Here is a 25174-nt window from a genome sequence, read left to right as displayed (position 1 = left end):
TTATTGAACCAGGCTGTAGTAAGTAAATCAGGCATCCTTGCGTCGCACTCTTGTACGTTTGGTATGCTACTGGGCAATATGGGTTCTTGTATGTTTAATAAAATTGTTTATGCAAATTATACCTGCCATTGATATTATTGACGGTAAATGTGTGCGCCTAACACAGGGCGATTATGCGCAAAAGAAAATCTATAACGAGCATCCGCTTGAAATAGCCTTACAATTTCAGGATGCAGGCTTGCAAAGATTGCACCTGGTTGATTTGGATGGGGCTAAAGCCGGTGCAGTTAAAAACTGGAAAGTACTGGAAACAATTGCTACCAAAACCAATTTAATTATTGATTTTGGCGGTGGCATAAAAAAGGAAGAAGATGTAAAGATTGTTTTAAACTCTGGTGCTGCATGGGCCACCATTGGCAGCCTTGCTGTAAAAGATGAAACTTTATTTGTGCAATGGCTGCTTACCTATGGTGCTGAAAAATTCTTATTAGGGGCAGATGTAAAGAATGAGAAAATTGCCATAGGCGGCTGGCTGGAAACCACCGATATCTGGATTTATGATTTTATAGAAAAATACATGCAACATGGTATACAACAATTGTTTTGTACCGATGTAAGCAAGGATGGCAAACTGGAAGGACCATCTGTTGATTTGTATAAAAATATTATTACCCAGTTCCCCAACTTGCAATTTATTGCCAGTGGTGGGGTAAGTAACCTGCAGGATTTGGAAGAATTGGCGCTTATAGGCTGTAGTGGCGCCATTGTGGGTAAAGCCATTTATGAAGGCCGTATTAGTTTGCCAGAACTAATGAAAGTTAATAACTAAATACAACACCAAAGCCGCATATGATAATAGAAAATTTCTGGATGTTTGCTTTAACAGCATTGCTGTTAAACATCACCCCCGGTAATGATATGTTATATGTGGCGGCCCGCAGCACATCTCAGGGTAGCAGGGCAGGTATTATATCGGCATTGGGTATTATGGCGGGTTGTATGGTGCATATTTTTGCAGCCATGGCTGGTTTATCGGCCATTATTGCCCAATCGGCACTGGCTTTTGATATCATTAAATATATGGGTGCTGCCTATTTGTTCTATTTGGGTATTCGTTCTTTGCTAAGCAAAAAAAAGGCACTAGAAGTGAATACGCATATTCAGCCGCTATCATACAAAAGAATATTTTGGCAGGGTGTATTAACCAATGTACTTAACCCAAAAGTTGCTTTATTTTTTTTGGCTTTTTTACCACAGTTTATTCATGTGGCAGCGGGTAATACGGCCTGGCAAATTTTATTTTTAGGCACCTGGTTTAATGTAGGAGGTACATTGGTTAATATGGTGGTAGCTGTTTTATTTGGCAGGGTAGGTGCCTGGTTTAGTAAATCGGCCACCATTGTTCAATGGCAGGAGAGAATTACCGGGGTATTGTTAATTGGCCTTGGTATAAAAGTGGCTATGAGTAGCAATAAATAATGCATCCTTTGTTGCCACTGGTTTTGCAGCACAAGTGTGCGACGCAAGTAAAGCTGCATAATATACCTAAGCTGGGTACATAAAAACCTTAGTTGCTTTTATAACAGCATTATTGAATGGTATTTTAAACTGATTTAATATGAGTAGTGTAGCAGTAAATATAGATAGAGGCCTTACCAAACGCATAATTCCCTGCCTGGATATAAAGGATGGCCGCACGGTAAAAGGTACCAATTTTGTGGATTTGAGGGATGCCGGTGACCCTGTAGAATTAGGTGCTTTTTATGCCCAGCAAGGGGCAGACGAACTGGTGTTTCTGGATATTACCGCCACAGTAGAGAAAAGAAAAACCCTTAGCGAACTGGTGAATAAAATTTCGCACCATATCAATATCCCGTTTACGGTGGGTGGTGGCATAGTTTCGGTGGAGGATGTTAGTGTGTTATTGCAAAATGGTGCGGATAAAATATCAGTAAACTCTGCGGCTTTTAAGAGGCCTGCCCTAATTCGTGAACTGGAAAAGGATTTTGGTAGTCAGTGTGTAGTGCTGGCCATTGATACAAAAAAAGAAGCCGATGGCGAATGGTATGTTTACCTGAATGGCGGCCGTGTAAAAACAGATACTCGTTGTATAGATTGGGCCAAAGAGGCAGTTGACTTAGGTGCCGGTGAAATATTGTTAACCTCAATGAACCATGATGGTACCAAACAGGGCTTTGCACTGGATATTACCAAAACCCTTTCTGCGATATTACCCGTCCCAGTAATTGCGAGCGGTGGCGGTGGTAACATGCAACACTTTGTAGATGTGTTTAACGAAGGTGCTGCAGATGCCGCCCTTGCAGCCAGTATTTTTCATTTCAAAGAAATAGCCATACCCGATTTAAAAAATTACCTGCACCAGCAACATATTAAAGTGCGCATTTAATATGATTTCTTCTTAATTACTAAATACACCTTAATTGTGTAGCATATAAATTTAGTAGACTTTTCATCTACATAAAATCACTTACTTAAAAATTGTAAATGCTATTGCATTTGCAGAAATCTTTGCTTTTTTGGGCATAAAAAGCCTGATTATGAAGGTTTTGTTAGCAATGTATTAACAATTGAAGCTTTTTGCAGCCTGTAAAAAGCAGATAAAAAAAGATGAAAAAATTTTTTGCTTTTGTGGAATGTTTTTTTCTACATTTGTTCCAGTTTTTTAAGGGTTTAGGGTTGAAAAAAGGGGCTATGGTTCTCCACTGCCCCTCTTTTATTTTATACACCCGTACAAGCTTCCTCCTTTATCAAATAGTTTATCAATTCTTTTTTCAACAGCACTGTCTTTTTCTACTGGTGGCGCATGATGCGGTTTTATTCTGGCGTCTATTACCAATGGGCCATTACAACCCCAATGTTTGTTATTATAAAAACTATCAATGCCGAATATATCATTGGCAGGGTTAGCCCGGGTAAAACTTACCCATAAAAAATTGCTCATGCTGGCTGCAGTAAATTTGCTGTCGTCGCAAATAATTATCAGGGGCAGGTTTTGTAAGTCGCCAATATGATTTTGAAGTTGGTTATTTAATTCCTGCATTTGGGCAACGGCGGTATCATAGTTGGTAAATGCGGCAGCACTAAGGCAAATAACACCTGGCATCACCAAATAGGGTGAAGTAAAATAGTGCAGATTTTGCAATTGCTCCGGCACCGTGGTGCAAAGTGATCTTTGAATTGCGCCATAAGCAGCAAATACCACCTTACTACCCTGATTGATACCGGTACCCGAATAGTCCAACGTGTCAATAGAAGTATTGGTATAAAAATGTACATCTCTGGCAAGGTTTATTCTTTCCAGTACAAAGGCAAGAAAAGCGGGCACATTGCTTGCCGAAATTTGATTGGTATCATCAGCAGTTATAAATAAAAACTTGGCCAAACTTAATTGTCCGGTGCCCAAAATATGGTTGGCAATGGTTAATAATTCGGCTGGCTGTTGGGCGGGCAAATAAGGTGTATAACGTTCACTACCCACCGCCAGTAACAGCGGGTGTACCCCCGCAGCATCAACGGCATGTACTTCTTTTAAACCGGGTATTTCCTGTTGTATGGCGCTACCGGTAATGGCATGTATCAGTTCGCCAAAACTGGTATCTTCCTGTGGTGGGCGACCCACTACGGTAAATGGCCAAATAGCATTATCCCTGGCATACACTTTATGCACCCGCATTAAAGGAAAGGGGTGTTGCAAACTATAATACCCCAGGTGATCTCCAAATGGCCCTTCGGGTTTATTCTCTCCCGGGTACACTTCTCCGGTAATTACAAAATCGGCATCGGTGCTAATGCCAAATCCATCTTGATAACAATACCTGAAACGCCTGCCACCCAGTACACCGGCAAAAGTCATTTCGCTCATGCCTTCGGGCAAAGGCATAACGGCGGCCAGAGAATGGGAGGGTGGCCCGCCGGCAAAGATGCTTACTTTTAAAGGTTGGCCTGCTTTATTGGCCTTGGTTTGGTGTACCCCAATACCCCTGTGTAACTGATAATGCAAGCCTATTTCTTTATTGGGAATATACTCATTGCCCGAAAGTTGAATTCGGTACATACCCAGGTTGGCATGCATAATACCGGGCTGTTCAATATCTTCGGTATATACCTGTGGTAAAGTAACAAATGCACCTCCATCCATTGGCCAGTGCTGTATTTGTGGAATATCGCTGATGTTTATTTCGTTGGCCAGTACTGGTTTTGACATGGGGTTTTTTAAAGGCAAAGCTTTTATAGCAGCAAAACCTGCCTGCATATTCTGTAGGGGATGTTTTAAAGCTGCAGCCGGATTATTCTTTAATGCAATTAATTGTTTTACCAATGTAAGTGTATCCCTGAAAATAAATTCGCTTCTTTTTAAAGTGCCAAAAATATTCGAAGCGGCCCTGTATTTACTGCCTTTTACCTGTTCAAATAATAAAGCGGGACCACCGGCTTCGTGCACCCTTAAATGAATAGCGGCCATTTCCAAAAAAGGGTCAACGGGTTCTTTAATACGTACCAGTTCGCCTTGCTTTTCCAAATCTGTTAAACAAGCTGCTAAAGAAGAATATGCCATGGCTATAAAACAATTAATTAGTGCAAAGGTTGCAGGTTTGCGGCATAGATTGTTATAAAATTTTTGTACCCGGCAATAGCGCATATGGCATCGCCACTTGCGTCGCACTCTTGTACGGTTGGGGCAATGGTCGGCAGCTAATAAGAAAGGTGCATAGCTATTTAAACTTACAGGTGCAAAAAGCGGCTTCTTTCCGGTTACAATTTCGTTGCAACCTATATATTTTTTTGCAGCTGCCACTAAACCCGAGCTTTGACACTGCCCCACGATTAAAAATTCATATCTAATTAAGTGCCTTATTTCAACCCATGTAAATACAGGTAAATGGCTTTTAGCTCATCATCGGTAAAAGTGAGGGCTCTCCAGGGCATATAGTCTGTTAATTGTTTGCCTTCGGGTGTATTGCCGGTGCGCAGCGCAGTAATAAAATCAGTGTCTTTCCAGTTGCCCACATTGCCGGTGGAGCTAATGTTTGGTATAGGTGGTTCATTATCTCCATGTGGCGGATTACCCTTCATTTGCGCCCCGTGGCAACCCTGACAGCTGGTGGTTAGGTATTCGCCATATGCTGCAGTAACAGCAGGTAGTACCGTATCTTTATACACCGCATTATGATCTATTATTTCTGCCGGAAACAATTGAAATTTGTCTAAGTAAACCAAAACCCTTGTTAATGGTGTTATTGACTTTGCGGGCACCATTTTATCTACCGGCGGCTCTTGTTTTAAAAAGCAAATAAGGGCTGCCATGTCATGGTTAGAAATATTGCATACTTCGTTGGATGGCATAAACCAGACAGATTTATTATCCTTTCCCAAACCATGGCGCAGGGCACGTACCCAATCTTCATCAGTATAATGTATACCACCTTTGCCGCTGGTTAAATTGGCGGTAGCCAATATTCCTAAAGGTGATGTTTCATCAAAAAAAACAATACCCCCTGCAAGATTTTGACCATGGCAGCCAAGGCAACCCCGGTTCTCTGCAATATGTTTGCCTTCGTTATAACTTACACTGTCAGTAGGTATTACCAATTTATCCAGTTTAACATCGTACACTTTATTGATGCGTGCCTCAGTATTAAAATACGCAACTGCATAGAACACTAATACAATTACCAGCAGACTGCCAATGGTAATACCCGTCCACTTAAGAATTTTTTTTAGCATAACGTTTTGTTGTTGAAATTGAAAATTGATTTTTTTTATGAGCCAAACTTTGACTTTTTATGGTGTCTTCGTTGCGTCGCACTCTTGTACGGGTGTATCTTTTATTATCTTTTACCGAAGCGGGGTGTGTACGGTAATTGGTAATACCATAATGACAATATTTTCCAGTTTACCAGCACTATCCAGCTAATATTCCATAGTAACAATATTCTTTGCATAAGCCCCCTGAACGAAGGCGGACTCATAAAGAAAATGATAAATAACGCAAGGCTTACAGCGCCAAAAATCCAGGATAATTTTGCTATGCTGTTCCATTTTTTCTTACCCCTGAAATCAAAACCCCAGGAGATCATTGCAATGCCTAAATTTAATAATGCAACAAGTGCAGAAAGGCCGTGAATTAAGCCGGTGGATGTAGGCGGGTTTCCCGGAATATCTGTTGGGAATATTGCTAAAAGAAAAGCCCCAACACAAAAAATACCTAAGGTTATTACACTTGTTTTTGATGCCTTAACAATCCTTGTTAATGCAAGCAGCAGTAATGATACGCCTGTTGCAAGTGATAAAAATGCGGTCGTCATAAGCCAGCTATAATCACCAACAGCATATTCACTAACAAAACAAGACATGATATTTTTATCGGGTCGTATTACATGAAGAATAATAACTATTGCCAAAAACAGTATAGTTCCGCAAAGGCTTATTAGTGGAATGGCTCTATTATATTTCATAAAATCTTAAGTCGCTCGTTTTTTGTTTTAGGTGATTTCAACAGGCTTTTTTTATTTAACTGAATAGGTCATTGTACTTTACAAGATATTTTTCTGCAATAAAATTCAGTTCTTGCAGGGCATTCTAAAAACGATATTTAGCCAGTGGTCATATTTATGAGTGAACAACAGGCATTACTTGGCAAACATTAAGTATCCATTACTTTTTACCATTTACTCAAGAAACTGGTTGCTCACCACTGCATTTAGGTAATACAGCTGGCTTTAATTATTTTTAAAACTTACACGCACTTTTATGCAGCGGATAATATGGCTAATATCTTTTTTACTGGTGGCTATGGTGCAGCTTTCTTTTGCACAGGATACCATTGTGCTAAACGGCGAACCCAACTGGAAAACCAGCCTGGATATTGCCGACAAAAGTTTGTTTTACGAAGAACCCGCCAGCAATAAAACCTTATCATTTGAAGAAGCAAAAAAACAGGCATTTGTGCCATTTACCCAGGACTACCGGCACGCTGTCTTATCAGAAAGGCCCCTTATTATACAATGGTTTACTTTTACCATACACAATACATCGACAACAGATACATTGCGTTTGCGGGTTATGTTAGCCCCACATTACTTTATCCGTTTGTATAACAGTGATACCATTATTGCACGTAGTGGTGCCTATGAAACAACAGCGCCTGCCTTTCAAGGTTTGCCTTTAATGGTTTCGCCGCAGGGTACCAATACATTTTGGGTAAGAACAGAAGACCGCCAAAACCAGTTTGTGCCACCCACCATTGCATTAGAAACTGATTATACTTTTATGGCAAAAGCCGCCAGCGGTATTTTTACTGACAGGTATCTTTTTCTTTTACTGGCAGCTATGGCTGGTTGTCTCTTTTTTATATCGTTGTATGCTATGTACCAGTTTTATCTATACCGGGATATTGCCTTTCTATGGTATATAGCCTATACTATTTCCTCGCTAATAACTTGTTTGTTTTGGATAGATATCCGTCATTCGCTCGGATTATTTCCTGCATTAGTGCACGATATAATGCTCTCTGTATTTCTTTTCCTTGTACCTGCCATGTATAGCCTTTTTATTGGGAGCATGCTACAGTTGCCTGTTCATTTTAAAAAGGGTTGGGTAATAGTAAAAGTGCTGGTAGGTATTGCTTTTATTCAAATGCTAATAGAATTTACTACAGTAAGAACCGGCTGGTTTTTGTTTAACCCCAATTACTACGGGTACTTTATATCTATAATACCCGTTGCTATCCTACATATTGTTTTATTGATTTTAACGGCAAAAAGTAAATCGCCTATAAAATGGTTCTTGTTTAGTGGTTTAATCAGTTTGCTTTTTTTGTGGTGCCTGCCTATGACAAGGCTTTTCTTTCTTCTGCCATATGCCAGTCCTGAGTTTTTTATGATCATCATTTTTGTGCCGGCCTTTCTCTTATTGGGTTTAACCATTGAAGCCATTTTCTTTTCTTTTGCGCTTTCGTACCGCAGTAAACTGGTTTTGATAGAAAAAAATAACATGCAGCATGAGCACGCCCTGCAATTAGAAGCTGCCCTACAAAAAAGAACACTAGAGCTGGAAGAACAAAGCAAACTGGTAGAAGCGCAAAAGATAGCGCAGGTGCATGCTGCATTCGAACAAAAGATAGCCGAAACGGAAATGACGGCACTTCGTGCACAAATGAACCCGCACTTTATTTTTAACTGCCTTAATTCTATCAAACTCTATACACTGGAAAATGATTCTTCCACCGCCTCAGAATATCTAACCATTTTTTCGCAGCTTATCAGACTGGTATTAGAAAACTCACATTCAGAAAAAGTAACGCTAAAAAAAGAGCTGGAAACACTTCAATTATACATTCAGTTGGAAGCCATGCGGTTTAAAAATAAAATTCAATATCAAATTCAGGTGGCGGAAAGTATAGACCAGGAGTATATTGAAATACCCCCCTTGTTATTGCAGCCTTATGTTGAAAATGCCATCTGGCATGGGCTAATGCACAAAAAATTAGGGGGTAGTATTGTAGTTGATGTTACACATCCTTCAGAACATTTGCTGCATATTGAAATAACAGATGATGGTATTGGCCGGGCATTGGCAGCGGAGTATAAAAGCAAATCTGCCACCCGGCAAAAGTCCTTTGGTTTAAAAATGACATCAGACCGTATCCATATCATTAACCAGTTATACCAGATACAGGCCAATGTAAAAATAAACGACCTGAAAGATTGCCTGAACAATGCCACCGGTACAAAAGTGATCATTCAAATACCCGTATAGAAAATTATATGCTTAAAGCAATTATTATAGATGATGAACCAGATTGTGTACGGTTACTGGCATTACAGTTAAAAATGTATTGTCCGCAGGTAGTGGTGGCAGCCGAATGTACCGAAAGTGAGGATGGCCTGATTAAAATAAAAGAGCTGCAACCTGATATGGTATTCCTGGATATTGAAATGCCCGTAATGAATGGTTTTCAGTTACTGGAAAAAGCAGGGCCTATACATTTTAGCCTGGTGTTTGTAACGGCTTATGATAAATTTGCTGTAAAAGCTTTTCGTTTTAGTGCGCTGGATTATTTGCTAAAACCCATTGATGGTAAAGACCTGAAAGCCGCAGTAGAAAAAGCCGAACAACGCAGGTGGCCCGAAAAACAGCAGCTGAGTTTACTTAAACAACAAATGCAAGGAGGTACAAAAACATTCCCCGATAAAATAGCACTCCCTTACCAGAACGGGGTAACATTTGCAGAAGTAAAACATATTATTTATTGCGAGTCAGATAATAACTATACCCGTTTTTACATGGTAGATGGCCATCAGCATACCGTAGCCAAAACACTTGGCGATATACAGGAAGTGTTGGAAGAAAGAAATTTTTTACGCGTACACCGCCAATATTTGGTGAACCTAGATCATATAAAAAAATATGTACGAGGCGAGGGCAATTACCTTATCCTTTCAAACAATCAACATATACCCGTTGCCCGCAACCAGAAAGAAAGGCTGATAGAAAAGTTTGGCTGGTTATAAATTAAGCAACTCCTTTTATTTCAATATTTTATTTTGTACCCGGCAATAGCAGGTATGGCATCGCCGCTTGCGTCGCACACTTCAGCGTTTGGATTATATGTGGAGCTTTTACTACAGCGGATAATGGAGATTGGGATTTGAATAAAGAGATTTTGGCTATTTTTGAGTTAGCTGCCATAAATGCAACACCCTACATGACAACAACTTTTCGACTTTTGGTAATTGCGACATTTTTCTTTTTGTATAGCTGCAAGTCTAGAACTGACTTTGCCAAAAACTATAACAATTCAAACGAAGTTGCTTTTAATTTAATTAAACAATGCGTTGACACAATGATTAACATAAATCCTTCATTTAATACAAAAAACTATGTTCTAGACTTAAGTATAATTGATACTTTAAACAAACAAGGAGTAGACAGTTTTCTTCAAATTAAAAATTCTAACAGCCCGACAACATTAGATGACTCAACTATGATTTTTGAAAATGGCGAACCATCAAGATTTCATATGCAGCAAAGCATGATAATAAAGATCAGGACAATAACTTATAAAAGTGACAAAGTTGCGTTGGTGACAGCAAGTAAAATTAAATCAACAGACGAAATTATCGACGCAACAATAGAATTGGTAAGATATTCAGACGGTTATAAAATCAATAGTTTACAAATTACAAAGTGACGTTTTACAGAAGCCTCGCCGATGTTTGTCGCCTGACCAACATCGTTCGCTTTAATCTACGCAACAATAAAAGCCCAATTCATAATCCGTACAAGAGTGCGACGCAAGAAAAGGGGAGAAAAGATGTAGAGATTGGCTACAAAAAACCCCGCTATTCGCAGGGCTTTTTTATTTTAATTGGTGGGTGGTGGCGGCGTGGGTGGCGTTGCCGGACTGCTGTCTATTACATAATCGTTGTATTTGGCTTCGTCTGTATCCTGGTAAAGGCTTTTGCCAATATTGCACAGGCGGCTGAATTCGGCAAACAGTTCGTTGCCGGCATTAATCCTTGTTTCGGCAGCAATATCCCGTGTTTTTATGGCATCGTCCTGTACATCTATCAGGGTGTCGAAATTTGCAGTGGCATCGTTTAATGCAGTAAGTACCTCTGCCGTAAGGCCATTTGCCTGCATGGCTGCCTGTTGGGCGGTACCCACCCTAAATACACGTTTGCCAAGGCGATGCAAATCGTTGTCGGTCATTTCGTCCATGCCTTCAAAGCCAAAACTGCGGTAAATGCCTTTGCCGTCAAATTTATCGTCTGCCATGCCTCTTATAGCGCGTATCTGCGCTTTAAGTACGGTGGCGGCGGCATCTTTGTTTTCGGTGGCGGTAGTTTTTTGGCCAAGCAATTCTTCATCGGTGGGTAAATTGTCAAATGCTTCGTTTTTAGCAGCAAGCGCATCCAGGGTGGCGGTTATTACGCCACGTTTGTTAAAGTCTGTAATGTCGCGGGTAATACTAAGGATCAGGCTGTCAACTCTTTGTTTAAGGTCTGCGTCGGTAAAGTTGTAGTTTCGGATTGGGGGATTTTTTGACATAGTAGTTTTGTTTTTGGGTGAAAGATTTAATTGTATTTCTAATGTACAAATGCTTTTTTATTTGTAAAAAAAACGGGTGCAAATTTTTTTCAGCCATCTTAAGGCAAAACTGCCCTTGCAAGGGCAAAAGATAAAAAGGGGGCTCCCTTACCAAAAAAAGCGCCTTTAGATGTTTGGGCAGCCTTTACCGAAGCCAAAAAAGGGCGTTACAAAAACCCGAGTGGGGCTTCCAAAGACTTAAATGGATGACAAGTAGACAGAAAAGGGGCTTCAAAAGCAGTAAAAGGAGCTCCCGAAGCACCAAATGGAGCCAGTTTGACGGTTTTGGGGGTGCTTTATGGTTAAAGGCTGTTTGGGCCCTTGCTGCGGTTATACCCCGCCGCGGTTGGTCGCCTGACCAACCGACTTTGCTTTAATCTACCCCCAATTAAAGCTGCATGGCATTACAGAAAGCACAAGAGTGCGACGCAAGAAAAGCTGTATTGTCATTTTTTGCCAGGTAAAAAATGCTGGTTCTCTACTTTTTATTCCGCAAACCAATGCCATTATTGGATTTGTGTCCAACAATGGCACTGGCAACAGCAAAGGAAAACAAAGGCAACAATTGCTTTATTGCTTCACCAGCTTCTTTACAATCATTCCATTTTGTGATGGAATTTGAATCAGGTATACGCCAGCCATAAGTGAAGCCACATTAAATTGCACTGTATGATAGCTTTTGCCTGATTGTACATTTTTTTGCATTAATATCCTGCCTGAGAAATCGGTAAGCATAACTTTTTGTGTACCCTGAACCCTTGCTGCTATAGTTATCGTTACATTATTAGTAGCCGGGTTTGGATACACTGAGACATCGGTTGCTGCTGCCTGCGATGTGCTTCTGCAAAACTGGCCGCAATTAATAGCAGTAAAGGTTTGTACCGCAGAATAGCCCGAGACTAGCCCATTGTTACAAATAGTTTGTACCTGCCATTGAATTATATGCCCCGGAATAAGCGATATATTAATACTGGTGCCACTGCTAACATTAATGGTGGTGGTAATGCCTGTATTTAAATCTGTATACGTTAGGTTATAACTAAGCGCACATGTACCTGGCGCCCACGAAAAAATAGTTTGGCCGCATTGTGTACCGCTTCCGCAGGTGGTTGTAAGATTTACAGGAGCAGAGCAGGTGCCACAGCAGGTAGTATCTACAGTAACTGTGATAGTTTTTGTAGTACTGCAGCCCAATACATCTGTTATTACCACCTGGTATGTTGTTGTGGCAGTTGGGTGCGCCCCGGTTATATTACAGGTAGGGCAATTAATAGTTGCAGAGGGAGTCCATTGGTAGGAATAAGGTGGTGCGCCGCCAAAACCATTTGAATAAAGTATTACACTATCACCCTTGCAGATGGTAAATTTAGAAACATCAATAGTACCCTGAACATTACATGGCTGGCAGTTGGGCGGCACCTGGCTAAACATGGCATTACATAGAAAAGTATTTGCCGGAAAAGCAGCTGGATTATAGGCACATGCCAGACCCACTAAATTGGGGCTGTTAACTGAAACAATACTTGTGGTATTATAAACACCGCCATACATTTTGCCATCTGGGCCCAGTCTTAAAGCCCAGGGTAAGTTGGGGTTAGACGAAGAAAATACATCAAACCTGGATGCAATGGTTGCACTTATAGTAGGTAACAGCTGGAACTGTTTAATAGAAGTGGCACCACCAACAGAAGTTACATAGAGCAATTTGCTGTTTGGTGAAAAAGTGCCGCAATAAGCGGCAGGTAATACCTTTTTGGGGTTAGTGGAAGAGTTTTGTTGTAATGTTACAACACTACTAATTACGCCTGTAGCATTATTAAAAAAGCCAGTTTCAACGGTGGTATTATTTGTTACGGGCAAGCCGCCAAATGCACTACAGATCCTTTTCCCATCGGGTGAAATGGTGATGCAACCATATCGGTTATTTCCAGATGCCGGGTATTTCATAATGCCCTTTGAAATAACAGGCGTAGTATTTAATCCCGCAGATGTTAAGTTGTAAGCAACGTAAAGGTTACTAGTGCCTGAACCAACCCCTTTTTGATGAGAAATTATCCAGTAACCGCCCCTGCCATCGCAGGTTGCGGTAAGCTGTTCTATACATGCGCCATTAAGTGAGGAAAGGGGTGTAGTAAGTGTGTTTGAGCTGGTGCTCCATACAGAATGGCCAAGGCCAAAACCACTGCCCGGCCAACCTTCAACAGTAAAAATATAATAGTCAGTTGTTGATCCTGGTTTTAATAAGATAAGGCCACTTTGCGCTGCAGAAATACCCGAAGCTGTGCCCACTGTTGCCAATATAGTACCGGCTGCATTGTATAAAAAGAACCCGTTTGTTTGCAAAAGCAAATTTCCTGAAACATCATCAATAGTGCCGCTACCTTCAAACATACCAACTGAACTGGCAATGGTAAGTGGCCCGGGGAATTGAAGGTTTACATTGCCCGATTTAAAATTTCGCTGGCTCTGTGCAATGAATGTGGTTAACAGCAGGCACAGCATTATAAGCATACGTAATACTTTCATATGTTTTAGTTTTAGCGGTTAAATTGTAAAGACTTTTTTTATAACTGTTTACTTTAGTAATTAGTAAGAATTTGTTTGTGCCAGGGCAGCATATCATTAATGAACTTTACTTGCGTCGCACTCTTGTACTTCCTTATATCTATGGCTCATGTTGCAGAAAATGGCTCTCGTTAGATTTATTACCGTACTATTTGACTTTTAAGATAGCATTAAAAATTAAACTAAACTATTTTACCTGTCGCTTTGGGTGTTTGTACTTTATTATTTGGCTTCCACACCATGGGTTAACTACATCTAAGTTGTATAAGAAAAAATATACGCTTCAGTAAAGCTCAACATATAATCTGAACGTACAAGAGTGCGACGCAAGTAAAGCTGAACTGGCATATTTGGTTAGGCTAATAATTATAATGTGAATGTATTTTAGCCCAATAATTTGGCAGAAGCATATCGTTATTTTTGAATTACTTTTTTTTGAAAAACAATAATTATTAACTTCAAAGCACAGGCGATTTTATGGAATGGTAATATGAAGAATGTGAAAATATAAATAGTACAAGGCCTTCTGGGAAGAATATATTTATGGGCCAAACTGGATTTAGCATGTATAACTTGGTAAATGATATTTTATATGAATATTCAACAACAAATAAAGGAATACATAGCATCTCAACCCGAACAAAAGCGTGCTGATTTGGAAGCGTTGCATAAACGCTTGCTTGAGTTAATGCCAGCAGCCAAACTTTGGTTTTTGGATGGCAAAGATGATAAGGGTAAAATTGTTGCTAATCCTAATATTGGATATGGACTTCAAACATTACAATATGCTGATGGGAAAAGCAAACCGTTTTATCAAATTGGTATAAGCGCCAACACAACTGGTATTTCAGTGTATATAATGGGTTTTGAGGACAAAAACTATTTGCCAGATACCTATGGGAAAACAATAGGTAAGGCAAGCGTGACTGGCTATTGCATTAAGTTCAAAAAATTGAGAGATATCAATTTTGACATACTTGAAGGTGCCATAAAAGACGGAATTGAACATACGAAATAGCTGGTAACCTAAATTGCTGATGCAATTATGGAGATTGCTTTAATTGTTTCAGCATTTGAATACAATTTTTAATAATTAAACAGGAAAAGATGAAAATACTATCGATTTTGATGCTAACAATCTTTGCCCTTGGTGCTTTTGGGCAGGATAAATACAATTATGTTCATTTCAATAAATTAACAGAAGTGGTAGGCACAGATTATGTAATAGCCTCCATTGAAAATTGGGGTAAAATGTTTGATACTAAAAGCAGGTATCTGTTGTTTATAAATACAAAAACGGGGCAAACCAGTCAGGTAGACTTCCCAAATGATGGTTATATAGAGAAAGTTGAACAGATAAAAATAGACAGTTTAGGTATTAACTTAATGATTGTAGCGGCACAAACAGTTAATTTGGATAACAAAAATGGTATTGGTTGGGCCGACCCTCAGCAAATCATTGTATTGTCCACTGATGGAAAGGAGAGAACCCAATTGACAGATAATAAGTTTTTCTGCCGCAATTGGATAGTTAATCAACATACCGGAAACATTGTAATTACCGGACATTACGACACCAATAATAATAACAAATACGATAAGACAGATAAAAATGAAATTCAGGTTTACGATTTAAAAACACTAAAGCAAATTAGCAAAATTTGATAGTAAACTCAGTGTATAACAGTCTATTTACTGTTAAGTATCTAAAGATTTGAATATGTATTTAATCATATCTTCATTGCCATTTAGCTTATACCAGTAGCTATATTTAAAAGTATTTCCATCATCCATAAACAGCATAAACAATGTATAATGGTGTAGTTAAGTTTTTTAATGCAACAAAAGGATTTGGTTTCATAGTAGATACTAGCACTAATGAAGAAATTTTTGTTCATGTAAGTGGTCTGGTAGATAATATTAGGGAAGGCGACACCGTTACATTTGAGAAGGAAATGGGAAAAAGGGGGCCAACGGCTACTAATGTTAAACTAGCATAGTTATTCCTGCCTGAAGGATAATGTGAGGTTTCTATAGTGGGAAGACTGTACCATAATATTTATTTACTCCTATCCCAAAAAAGCCCAATATATAATCCAACCGCACAAGAGTGCGACGCAAGCGGTGCTGAAAAATGGACTGGCAGCCGAGTTCATTACTTTATTTATGGTGGTGTTGGCTTTTGGTTAAATTGTACTTAAAGCAAATAAGGTATTAGTCAAAGTAAGTTTTTCATTGCAGCTTTTGTTGTAAATTACCCATATGAAAAACTTATTTATATGAAATCACTATCAGAAACCTGGTTTGCAGATGGCTATATAGATTTTGAGCTAAAAAAATACACTTTACTGGCTTATTTAAAAGAGGTGAATGCCTGTTTTAATGAGAACAAGCTGTACCCTCAGCTGGCAGATATTATTTTTCATTACAATAATATTACTGCGTTTAGAGAAAATAAGAAATACCTGCAGGAGCAGTTTCCTAAAAAATTTACAGGAGTGCAATTACAACAATTACAATTGTTGTATCAGCAAATGATTGAGGATGATGAACTGATGACCGAACTGGAAGATATTATTCAATATGCTGCAGCTAAAATGAAGTTTACCATATCAAGCGGTACAGAAATTTATGAGTTTGTAGAGGATAAAATGAGCATTAATCCCATCGGTTTAATACCATTGGAATTAAATGAAGGCTACTTTTTTTTAAGTGAAACAGAGAAAAAAGATACCCGTGTATATTATTACCGGTTAAGCATTTTTGAAAAGCACAACGAAAAATACAGGAGCATTAAAACGGAATTTATTAATACATGGGTAAGGGGTTTTTCCAATACCTACGAAAGTATAAAATTAGACCTTATCCGTAACCGTGCTGGCTTGCCAAATCCTGCAGTATATGCTATTGAGTCTGGCCTGCATTTTCCGGTAGAGGAAACTTTGTTACCTGTTGCAAAAAGAAGTTTGGTTAGGTATATTTCGGGTAATAAAAGCTAGATGCTACATGCAAAAATTACTATTTACTGCTTTGCTTTTTTTTATAATCGTATCCTGTTATGCAGGGAATAATTATTTTATTAGTGCGGCAGGCAATGACAACAATGATGGTTTAACCCCGCAGCATTCCTGGAGATCCTTAGGCAAAATAAATAGTATGCAATTTACTCCAGGCGATACTGTATTGCTGGAAGGTGGTACTGTTTTTAATGGCGAAATATTATTAGACAGTTTAGATAGTGGAACACCTGAAAAGCCTGTTGTAATTAGTGCGTATGGAAATGGGCATGCAATTATTAACGCTGAAAATGCCACCGGTTTTCTTGGTTATAATACCTCTTATATTTATTTGCAGCATTTAGAATTTAGAGGATCCGGGGTGGATTTTAATAATGGTGCCGGTATTCATTTTTATTCCGACAAAAAAGACAGACAATGTGAGGGAATAAGGGTTGAAAATTGCACTGTAAAAGGTTTTAAACAGGAAGGTGTTTTATTTAGCTGCGCAGAAGGAGAGGAAGTTAAAGGATTTAACAATGTAAAAATTAGCAACTGTGTAGCGAGCAATAATGGGCAGGCAGGCATAAGTTCTTATGGCGGGCAAACTCTTTTTCATCATACCAATTTTATCATTAGTAATTGTAAAGCTTTTAATAACCGGGGTATTATTGGTAAAACAGATAATCACTCCGGCAATGGTATAGTAATGGGTGGTGTTGCCAACCTTTTAATTGAACATTGCTTAGCCTATGAAAATGGCGCAGATAACCGCTGTACAGCAGGCGGGCCGGTAGGGATTTGGGTATGGCTTTGTAAAAACGCTATTATACAATATTGCGAGTCGCATCATAATCATGCAGGATTAAATAAGGATGGTGGTGGTTTTGATATTGATGGCGGATCATCCAATTGCATAATACAATATTGCTACTCACACGATAACGAAGGTGCCGGATATTTACTGGCCGAATATGGTGCATTATTGCCTTTTACCAATAATACTATCCGGTTTAATGTAAGTGTTAACGATGGTCGTAAAAATAGTTATGGCGGTATAGCTGTTTGGGGTGCAGCCAAAAATTATGAGGTTACAAATACTTTTGTGTATAACAATACGGTTTATTGCGATGATGCAAATTTGATAAATGGAACGCCCAGTGGATTATATACCATGGGGCATGAATTTAAAAAAGTGGTGGTAGCCAATAATATTTTTGCATCTGGCGGTAAGGCCCTTGCTATGTATATTGACGATGCGATTGATACCAGCCAGCTGTATTTGGTATCTAATAATTATTTTTTCAAAAGTGGTCAGGCTTTTGTAAAAACCAGCATCAATGCATTAGAACCTGTTGTTACATGGCTCTCCAATCAACATGGGCAGGAAAGTGTGGCTGGTCTTTCAAAAAATGTACAACTTGATCCCGGGTTTAAAATAGGAAAATCTAATCTGTACAATAAAGATCAATTTATTACTGATATTAAAAGTAAACTTTTAAAACAGGGAATTTCCCTATCAGCCATGTATGGTGTGGATATGCCTGTCAAAGATTTTCTAGGTAAGCCTATTGGGCCTCATAATGTTTTTATTGGCGCTACACATTAATTGAAATACATTTTTTGAGCCAGGCAATCCAATATAAATGCGGCTTTACTTGCGTCGTACACTTGTACAGTGGTAATGCTATTGGGCTTTTAACAGCCCGCAAAAACAACAAAACATGATTGCTGCCTCAAAGGAGGAACCCTGAACCGAGCGTGGCAAGAAAAGCTACATGATTAATCTGTAGTTGGTTAACAACAATCAGGCATCGGGTAATACTGGTTGCGGTTTTTGTTTTATCAGCCGCCTCATTTGCAACAGTACCGCTATTAAAATAAAGGCAAACCCAATATAAAAATAATGGCTTAAATATTTGTTTTCGTGGTAAACCGCAAATGCCAATATAATGCCATATACCGGCTCCAATGTAAGCGTTAGGTTTACCGTAAATGCACTTACTTTATGTAATGCGCCTATATATAAAATAAAGGTAAGTACAGTACAAAAACAGGCCAGTATGGTAAGCCAAAGCCAATCCCACTGCTGTGGTATTTGTATGGGCGAGTGTAATAACCAGTTGTATAATGGCATAAGCATTGTTAAGCCTAAAAAGCCGCCGGTTAACTGGTATAATGTTATTGCCTGCGGGGTATAACCGCCTACTATTTTTTTATTCATTACCGACACCACCACCGTAGCTACTGATGATAAAAGACCAATATAAATACCTATTGAAAATTGCAGATTGGTAAAATAAATAATGGTAATACCGGCCAGCGCAAAAGTGCCCAATAATATTTCTCGTAAATCAATTTTTCTTTTAAAAAATAGTGGTTCAATAATGGCGGAGAAAAGCCCCGTTGTTGCTAAACAGGTTAAGGCAATAGATACGTTGGCGTATTTAATGCTGCCATAAAATAATAACCAGTGAATGGAGAGAATGGTGCCAATGCCTGCAATTTTTACAAAGCTGCGCGTATTTATTCTTTCAATTTTACCGGTTAGGTAGAAATACACCCATAGCGTAATAGCGGTAATTAACATACGCCACCAAACCAGCCAACCCTCGTTTAGGGAAATAAGCCTGCCCAGTACACCGGTAAAGCCCCATAAAAAAACCGCAGTATGTAAACGTATGAGTGCTGCTTTCATGTGATGCAAAGAAACTATAACAGAAAGGTTTGTAAAAAACTATTTCTGCTCAGCAGCTACATCGCTGGTAAAAAAAGTGCTTGTTGCAGGGTTTTTTATCCGCACTGTTTGATGATAATCTTTAAACCAACTGTTCCATTGTATTTTTAAAACGCCCAGTACACCTTCTTTTAAAATGCCTTTGCTCATTTTACTAACACCCACCTTTCTGTCTTTAAAAACAATAGGCACTTCTTTTATAATAAAGCCCAGTTTCCAGGCGGCAAACTTCATTTCAATTTGAAAAGCATAGCCCACAAATTTTATGGCATCCAGGTTTATATTTTCCAGTGTAGCCCTTTTATAGCAAAGAAAACCGGCAGTAGGGTCTTTAACTTTCATGCCGGTAATAATACGTGTATACAGGGCCCCGCCTTTAGAATAAATATGGCGGTCAAGTGGCCAGTTTTCTATTTGCCCACCCGGCACATACCTGCTGCCAACAGCTACATCGGCGCCATCATATTTACAGGCATTATACAAACGTTCCAGATCTTGTGGATTGTGAGAAAAATCGGCATCCATTTCAAATATAAAATCATAGGCATTGGTAATTGCCCATTTAAACCCGTGAATATACGCGGTACCCAAACCATGTTTTCCTTGTCTTTCCTCTAAAAAAAGCTGGTTCTTATAGGTGGGAAACAATGATTTTACAATGGCAGCAGTGCCATCGGGAGAATTATCGTCAATAACCAAAATATGATAACCTTGCTGTAAATCAAATACGGCCTTAATAATTTCGGCAATATTTTCCTTTTCGTTGTAAGTAGGTATAATAACTAGCTTTTCCAAAATATGGCTTGTGATGAGTGCCGAAATTACACTAATAAATCTATGCGCAAAATTCCGGCAATGCTAAACATAGTTTCTTAATTTCAATTAGGCTTTTTTTAACAGCGAGCGGTTAAATATCTCAGTAAGCTTTTGCTTGGTATTAATCGCAAAATCACCCCGCATCATCCAGTCGTAATATTGGGGTTCGGCTTTTAAAACCTCTGTAACCGCTTTGCCTTTATGTTTGCCAAAATTAAAAATCTCTATACCATCAACCTTTATAAAACGACGTGCAAAATCAACAATATCATCTTCTCCGGTAAACTTAACAATGCTTTCTACTGTGTTGCCTAAGGCAGGGTATCGCTCTACCTGTGCTTCCAACACTTCCCAGGTAGCCGTTGCATCAGCTTCTGCACTATGCGCTTCCTCCAACGATTTTCCGCAATAGAATTTATAAGCTGCGCTTAACGTTCTTTGCTCCATTTGATGAAATACCTTTTGTGCATCCACCATTTTACGGCCATCAATAGAAAAGTCCATGCCGGCACGTGAAAATTCTTCAATTAATAATGGCACATCAAATCGGTTACTATTATAACCACCCATATCACAATTGTCCATAAATTGCTTTAATTCATTGGCTACCTGTTTAAAAGTAGGGGCGTCTTTAACCATCTCATCAGTTATGCCATGAACATCGCTGGCATTTTTGGGTATGGGCATTTGCGGGTTTATTAACTTGCGTTTTACCAGCTTACTACCATCGGGCATAATTTTTACGATAGCTATTTCTACAATTTTATCATTACTAATGCTTATGCCGGTGGTTTCCAGATCAATAAAAGCAAGCGGACGCTGCAACTCAAGTTTCATTACAAAAAATTTAGCCCAATAATGGCGGTGTTAAAGAAAAATTATATGCGTCAAAGATAATGGTTAGGCCTTTGCCATTATAAAAATGGGTATCAATGTGTATAATCAGTAGCTAAAGGCGACTGGTTTACCCGGCTTTTGAAGTTTTATTTGGCTTCCTTTGCGTCGCACTCTTGTACGTTCTGTTGTATTGGCAGCATAAAAGGTTTGGTATAAATCTGCCTATACACCTTAAAATATGCTTTCAAATAGAATATTTTTTAATTAGAACACAACATTAAGGCAGGTTTTTGAGTTTTATCGTAAATTTGTGTGTCCATATCCTTAAAATAACCAATATAAACATCGAATCATGAAAAAATCGATCTTAGTCATTTTATTTGTTAGCCTTATGGCAGCCATGTTCTCTTCCTGCTTTGAAAGCAGAAAGGGCTCTAATTGCCCCTCACACGATAAAAACTATTTCAGAAGATAAGCCTATTCCTTTATTCTTATGTTACAATGGATTGCGCTTACCGAGCAGCAGCAAATAGATGATATTAAAACCAAATCTGCTATTACCCCGCAGGTAGTATTTAAACACAGTACGCGCTGTAATATTAGTAGCGTTGCCTTAAAGCGTTTAGAAAATGCGGGTAATTTACCCAATGCAGATTATTATTACCTGGATTTAATCAAATACCGGCACCTGTCTGATGCCATAGCCCATACTTTTGATGTATACCACGAATCTCCTCAAATTCTGGTTATAAAAAACGGTGAGTGTGTATATGATGAAAGCCATCTAGGCATTGATACCTATGAGCTTACCGATCAGGTAGTGGCTGTGCAATAACCTTTTTTGCTGCATAGAATTGTTGCCGTACAAGAGTGCGACGCAAGTAAAGCCCGGGCAGAACCTGCTGCAGGGTTAACATTGTTTATTCTTATTAATAACTTTATTTGGTCTAATTTTATTAGAAATTATTGTATTATGATAATTACTGTATTTGGCTCAACAGGGCAGGTGGGTAAACGTATTGTGCAAATGGCATTGGGCCAGGGCCATAAAGTAAGGGCTTTTAGCCGCGATATAACTAAGTTAATTGATGCGGATAATCATAACGAAATGCTGGAAGCAGTGCAGGGTTATGTGTTTGATGAGCAGGATGTTTTTGATGCAGTAAATGGCAGCGATGCTGTTTTATCCGCACTTGGCGGAAATTTTAAAAATATTGATCAAACCCGCAGTTTGGGCATGAAAAATATAGTTGCGCAAATGGAGAAAGCGGGTGTAAAAAGAATCCTATCGGTAGGTGGCATGGGCTTATTGGATGACGAAACCTATACATATCGTTTCTTAAGTCCGGATTATCCTGCAGTGTTTAAAGAAGTAGGTGCCGAACATTTTGCAGCTTTTGAATACCTGCAGCAATCATCACTTAACTGGACAGTAATGTGCCCGCCGGATATTAAAGATGCAGATGTAACTGTTGAATATATTACCAGTGTAAATGTTAAACCAGAGCCGTTTAAAAATGGCATTAATGCAGGCGATATTGCCGACTTTATGTTGAAAAATATTAGCACTAATGAGTACCTTTACCAACGTATAGGCATTTGCTCAAAATAGTGGTTGTGACAAAAGTTACAACCAATGCAAAACCTAAATAGGAGTTTTGCAAGAAATAACCATGATGACTGCAGGATATATAGCATCCATTCTTATTGGTATTTCGCTGGGACTTATTGGTGGCGGCGGCTCTATATTAACAATCCCTGTTTTAGTCTACCTTTTTGGTGTACCGCCATTAGTAGCAACCGGATACTCCTTATTTATTGTAGGCTCTACCAGTTTGGTAGGTGCTATAAAAAATTACAGGGCGGGGTTAGTAAATTTAAAAACAGCTATTTACTTCAGTATAGCATCAACCATTACCGTACTTGTTACCCGAAAATTTTTACTGCATCATATTCCCGATAATTTATTTACGCTGGGTGGTTTTTTATTTACCAAGTCTTTGCTTACTATGATATTATTTGCCGTAGTAATGTTATTGGCCGCCACAAAAATGATTATCGCAGCGCCTCCGATTGAAACAAACACTCAAAACATATTACCCTCAAAAGGCAAAACCATCCTTATTGGAATTGGTATTGGATTACTTACAGGTTTATTGGGTGCCGGCGGCGGATTTCTTATTATACCTGCCTTAATTTTTTTGTTTAAACTACCAGTAAAAGATGCCATCGGAACCTCCTTAATGATCATTGCTATCAACAGTTTAATAGGCTTTACCGGCGATATTTATCATACATCTGTTAACTGGCCATTATTATTGCCCATAACAACTGTTGCTGTAGCGGGTATTTTTATTGGCAGTAAACTAGGGGAAAAAATACAGGGCGAAAACCTTAAAAAAGGTTTTGGCTGGTTTGTGCTGGTAATGGGTATCTATATCATTATAAAAGAAATTACCTCTCTATATATGTAAATTATTATTGGCCAGGCATTAGCGCAATATGTGGCTTTACTTGCGTCGCACACTTGTACTACAGGCTCAAAAGGCAACAAAAATTCTATAGTATAGTGTTGGTAAGTTTCAACTAATATTATTTGTTTTTCCTTGTGTGATATTTGTCATTTACCAAGTAAAAACAACACCTCATTTTTGCATTCTCAAATACATTGTTATGAAAATTGAACAAATTTATACCGGTTGCCTTGCACAGGGTGCTTATTATATAGAAAGTAACGGCGAAGCCGCTATTGTAGATCCTCTGCGCGAAATTGCCCCATATATTGAAAGAGCTGCCAATAACAATGCGCAAATAAAATATGTATTGGAAACCCATTTTCATGCAGATTTTGTTAGTGGGCATTTAGATCTGGCAAAAGCAACCGGCGCCACTATTGTATATGGACCAACTGCCAAACCCAATTTCGCAGCCCATGTGGCAACAGATGGGGAATGGTTAACATTAGGGGATATAAAAATTAAAGTGTTACATACACCCGGCCATACCATGGAAAGCTCCTGCTATTTATTATTTGATAAAAAGCAACAACCCACAGCTTTATTCAGCGGTGATACCCTCTTTATTGGCGATGTAGGCCGCCCCGATCTTGCCCAAAAAGCTGCAAACATGACACAGGAAGAATTAGCCGGTTTGCTATTCGATTCCTTGCGTAATCAAATTATGCCTTTGCCCAATAATGTAATCGTTTATCCTGCACATGGCGCCGGTAGTGCTTGTGGTAAAAATATGAGTAAAGAAACCACTGATACGCTTGGCCATCAAAAAACAAGCAATTATGCCCTTCGGCCAAATATGAGCCGTGAAGAGTTTATACATGAAGTAACCAATGGATTAATAGCTCCACCTGCCTATTTCCCACTAAATGTAATGATGAACAAACAGGGCTACGATAGTATAGATGAGGTATTAAAAAGAGGCAAAATTGCTTTGTCGCCCCAGGCATTTGATGCCGCCGCCAACGAAACCGGTGCGCTGATTTTAGATACCCGAAATACTGCTGATTTTGCAAAAGCATATATTCCCAACTCCATAAATATCGGCATTGATGGCAATTTTGCACCCTGGGTAGGCGCATTAATTCCCGATATAAAACAACAGCTTTTATTGGTGGCCGATGATGGCCGCGAAGAAGAAGTAATAACCCGTTTGGCAAGGGTAGGTTATGATTATGCTATTGGCTTTTTAAAAGGAGGCATACAGGCCTGGAAAAATGCAGGAAAAGAAACAGATCAAATCAATTCAATCGATGCAAATGCTTTGGCATTATTGCAGCAGCTGCAACCCAATATCAGCATAATAGACGTTCGTAAAAAAAGCGAGTACGATAGCGAACATCTTATTGGCGCCACCAATGCCCCGCTTGATTTTATTAATGATAGCATGTTGTTGTTAGATAAAAAAGCAACCCATTATATTCATTGTGCCAGCGGCTATCGTTCAGTAATATTTACTTCCATTTTAAAAGCCCGGGGATTTGAACATCTGGTAAACATAGAAGGTGGCTTTAAAGCCCTTAAAGAATCTAATATGTTTGCGGTAACTGATTATGTTTGCCCATCTACTTTATTATAAAAAAACAAATTGCTATATC

The 25174-nt window shown here is 39.0% G+C and carries 24 protein-coding genes; 16 read left to right on the top strand and 8 right to left on the bottom strand.

Annotation, left to right across the window (positions count from 1 at the left end; genetic code table 11):
• Window positions 1–109 precede the first annotated feature (109 nt).
• From hisA to hisF, 3 genes are all read left to right on the top strand, one after another.
• Window positions 110–829, top strand: coding sequence for a 1-(5-phosphoribosyl)-5-[(5-phosphoribosylamino)methylideneamino]imidazole-4-carboxamide isomerase (hisA, locus tag GD597_RS03515; protein WP_171606426.1), 720 nt, complete (start codon window positions 110–112; stop codon window positions 827–829).
• Window positions 830–849: 20 nt separating this feature from the next.
• The gene (locus tag GD597_RS03510; RefSeq protein WP_171606425.1) at window positions 850–1479 is read left to right on the top strand and encodes a LysE family translocator; all 630 of its coding nucleotides are present in this window, start codon (window positions 850–852) and stop codon (window positions 1477–1479) included.
• 139 nt (window positions 1480–1618) lie between these two features.
• Window positions 1619–2407 (top strand): imidazole glycerol phosphate synthase subunit HisF, encoded by a 789-nt coding sequence (gene hisF, locus GD597_RS03505; protein WP_171606424.1) that lies wholly within the window; start codon window positions 1619–1621, stop codon window positions 2405–2407.
• A 327-nt stretch (window positions 2408–2734) separates the two neighbouring features.
• Here hisF and GD597_RS03500 read toward each other — a convergent pair whose 3' ends face one another.
• The 3 genes from GD597_RS03500 to GD597_RS03490 all read right to left on the bottom strand — a co-directional run bounded on the left by GD597_RS03500 (window position 2735) and on the right by GD597_RS03490 (window position 6476).
• Window positions 2735–4576 carry a UbiD family decarboxylase gene (locus GD597_RS03500; RefSeq protein WP_171606423.1) on the bottom strand — a complete coding sequence of 614 codons (1842 nt, stop codon included), beginning with the start codon at window positions 4574–4576 and terminating at the stop codon, window positions 2735–2737.
• A gap of 296 nt (window positions 4577–4872) precedes the next feature.
• Window positions 4873–5745, bottom strand: a complete 873-nt coding sequence (locus tag GD597_RS03495; RefSeq protein ID WP_171606422.1) for a c-type cytochrome — start codon at window positions 5743–5745, stop codon at window positions 4873–4875.
• 104 nt (window positions 5746–5849) lie between these two features.
• Window positions 5850–6476 (bottom strand): DUF998 domain-containing protein, encoded by a 627-nt coding sequence (locus tag GD597_RS03490; protein ID WP_171606421.1) that lies wholly within the window; start codon window positions 6474–6476, stop codon window positions 5850–5852.
• Between the two features lie 295 nt (window positions 6477–6771).
• Between GD597_RS03490 and GD597_RS03485 the strand changes: the two genes are divergently transcribed.
• From GD597_RS03485 to GD597_RS03475, 3 genes are all read left to right on the top strand, one after another.
• Complete coding sequence (locus GD597_RS03485) at window positions 6772–8778, top strand: histidine kinase (protein WP_171606420.1); 2007 nt, start codon at window positions 6772–6774, stop codon at window positions 8776–8778.
• 8 nt (window positions 8779–8786) lie between these two features.
• Entirely contained in the window at window positions 8787–9533 is a 747-nt protein-coding gene (locus tag GD597_RS03480) for a LytR/AlgR family response regulator transcription factor (protein WP_171606419.1), read from the top strand.
• Window positions 9534–9670: 137 nt separating this feature from the next.
• Window positions 9671–10213, top strand: a complete 543-nt coding sequence (locus GD597_RS03475; RefSeq protein ID WP_171606418.1) for a hypothetical protein — start codon at window positions 9671–9673, stop codon at window positions 10211–10213.
• A gap of 173 nt (window positions 10214–10386) precedes the next feature.
• On the opposite strand, the gene GD597_RS03470 is transcribed toward GD597_RS03475, so the two are convergent.
• Window positions 10387–11073, bottom strand: a complete 687-nt coding sequence (locus tag GD597_RS03470; protein WP_171606417.1) for a hypothetical protein — start codon at window positions 11071–11073, stop codon at window positions 10387–10389.
• Between the two features lie 609 nt (window positions 11074–11682).
• Window positions 11683–13638 carry a T9SS type A sorting domain-containing protein gene (locus GD597_RS03465; protein ID WP_171606416.1) on the bottom strand — a complete coding sequence of 652 codons (1956 nt, stop codon included), beginning with the start codon at window positions 13636–13638 and terminating at the stop codon, window positions 11683–11685.
• Between the two features lie 631 nt (window positions 13639–14269).
• Here GD597_RS03465 and GD597_RS03460 point away from each other — a divergent pair.
• The 5 genes from GD597_RS03460 (at window position 14270) to GD597_RS03440 (ending at window position 18282) form a co-directional block, all read left to right on the top strand.
• Entirely contained in the window at window positions 14270–14695 is a 426-nt protein-coding gene (locus tag GD597_RS03460; protein ID WP_171606415.1) for a DUF1801 domain-containing protein, read from the top strand.
• Between the two features lie 89 nt (window positions 14696–14784).
• On the top strand, window positions 14785–15342 hold the full coding sequence (locus GD597_RS03455) for a hypothetical protein (protein ID WP_171606414.1): 558 nt from the start codon (window positions 14785–14787) through the stop codon (window positions 15340–15342).
• Window positions 15343–15485: 143 nt separating this feature from the next.
• The gene (locus GD597_RS03450) at window positions 15486–15677 is read left to right on the top strand and encodes a cold-shock protein (protein ID WP_171606413.1); all 192 of its coding nucleotides are present in this window, start codon (window positions 15486–15488) and stop codon (window positions 15675–15677) included.
• Between the two features lie 279 nt (window positions 15678–15956).
• Window positions 15957–16676, top strand: coding sequence for a hypothetical protein (locus GD597_RS03445; protein WP_171606412.1), 720 nt, complete (start codon window positions 15957–15959; stop codon window positions 16674–16676).
• Window positions 16677–16683: 7 nt separating this feature from the next.
• Window positions 16684–18282 (top strand): right-handed parallel beta-helix repeat-containing protein, encoded by a 1599-nt coding sequence (locus tag GD597_RS03440; RefSeq protein WP_171606411.1) that lies wholly within the window; start codon window positions 16684–16686, stop codon window positions 18280–18282.
• 198 nt (window positions 18283–18480) lie between these two features.
• On the opposite strand, the gene GD597_RS03435 is transcribed toward GD597_RS03440, so the two are convergent.
• The 3 genes from GD597_RS03435 to GD597_RS03425 form a co-directional block, all read right to left on the bottom strand.
• The gene (locus tag GD597_RS03435) at window positions 18481–19371 is read right to left on the bottom strand and encodes a DMT family transporter (protein ID WP_171606410.1); all 891 of its coding nucleotides are present in this window, start codon (window positions 19369–19371) and stop codon (window positions 18481–18483) included.
• 39 nt (window positions 19372–19410) lie between these two features.
• Complete coding sequence (locus tag GD597_RS03430; protein WP_171606409.1) at window positions 19411–20205, bottom strand: polyprenol monophosphomannose synthase; 795 nt, start codon at window positions 20203–20205, stop codon at window positions 19411–19413.
• 87 nt (window positions 20206–20292) lie between these two features.
• Window positions 20293–21063 carry a 3'-5' exonuclease gene (locus GD597_RS03425; protein ID WP_171606408.1) on the bottom strand — a complete coding sequence of 257 codons (771 nt, stop codon included), beginning with the start codon at window positions 21061–21063 and terminating at the stop codon, window positions 20293–20295.
• A gap of 352 nt (window positions 21064–21415) precedes the next feature.
• Between GD597_RS03425 and GD597_RS22060 the strand changes: the two genes are divergently transcribed.
• From GD597_RS22060 to GD597_RS03405, 5 genes are all read left to right on the top strand, one after another.
• Window positions 21416–21538, top strand: coding sequence for a hypothetical protein (locus GD597_RS22060; protein WP_262888832.1), 123 nt, complete (start codon window positions 21416–21418; stop codon window positions 21536–21538).
• A gap of 18 nt (window positions 21539–21556) precedes the next feature.
• Window positions 21557–21898 (top strand): bacillithiol system redox-active protein YtxJ, encoded by a 342-nt coding sequence (gene ytxJ, locus GD597_RS03420; RefSeq protein ID WP_171606407.1) that lies wholly within the window; start codon window positions 21557–21559, stop codon window positions 21896–21898.
• A gap of 138 nt (window positions 21899–22036) precedes the next feature.
• A complete protein-coding gene (locus GD597_RS03415) occupies window positions 22037–22675 on the top strand; it encodes an NAD(P)-dependent oxidoreductase (RefSeq protein ID WP_171606406.1) in 639 nt (212 codons plus the stop codon).
• Window positions 22676–22721: 46 nt separating this feature from the next.
• Window positions 22722–23537, top strand: a complete 816-nt coding sequence (locus GD597_RS03410) for a sulfite exporter TauE/SafE family protein (protein ID WP_235954170.1) — start codon at window positions 22722–22724, stop codon at window positions 23535–23537.
• A 199-nt stretch (window positions 23538–23736) separates the two neighbouring features.
• Window positions 23737–25155: an MBL fold metallo-hydrolase gene (locus tag GD597_RS03405; RefSeq protein WP_171606405.1), complete on the top strand. Its 1419-nt coding sequence runs from the start codon at window positions 23737–23739 to the stop codon at window positions 25153–25155.
• Window positions 25156–25174: the final 19 nt, after the last annotated feature.

This window comes from Limnovirga soli (assembly GCF_013106755.1).
Classification (GTDB): Bacteria; Bacteroidota; Bacteroidia; order Chitinophagales; family Chitinophagaceae; genus Limnovirga; species Limnovirga soli.
Note: the sequence above shows the minus strand (reverse complement) of the source record. Positions and strands in the feature narration are given on the sequence as shown.